General features: G+C 62.8%; 1 protein-coding gene. It reads left to right on the top strand.

Going from position 1 to position 471, the window contains the following annotated elements; genetic code table 11:
- A partial coding sequence (locus ACYQ0J_RS00480; RefSeq protein WP_460170256.1) for a tyrosine-type recombinase/integrase occupies positions 1-218 on the top strand: 218 nt, incomplete at its 5' end.
- Positions 219-471 lie beyond the last annotated feature (253 nt).

Below are 471 nucleotides of genomic sequence, written 5' to 3'. Positions count from 1 at the left end.
GGGTGGCCAGGCGGGCGGGGCTCAAGGACTGGCAACGCATCACCCCCCATAAGCTCCGCCACTCCTACGCCAGCGCCCTGGTGGAGGCGGGGCGGGGGATTGACGAGGTGAAGGAGCTTCTGGGGCACAGCTCCATCAGCACCACCCAGGTCTACGTGCACGTCTCCCGCAAGCGCCTGGAGGAGGCCGCCCGGGCGTTGCCGGATGTGGTGGGGTGAAATGCCTTCTATCCTTGTTCCTCACATTCCGCACCCCTTCCCCTCACGGGTAGAATTTTTGGATGGAAGCCACACCTAACCCACAGGTGTACGACCTCAACCACAAGGGGAGACCCACGGCTAAGCCCACCTTGCCCTGGGTGTTTCAACTCATGTGGGTGCGGCTGGTGGAGCTGGGGAGGCGATAGCGGGTCCTCAACCTGGCTCCCTATCACGAGATCGTAATGCACCTTCTGGGGGCTGGGCGATATTA

Source organism: Thermus sp. FJN-A (assembly GCF_054655095.1).
This window is presented reverse-complemented; position numbering and strand designations above follow the sequence as displayed.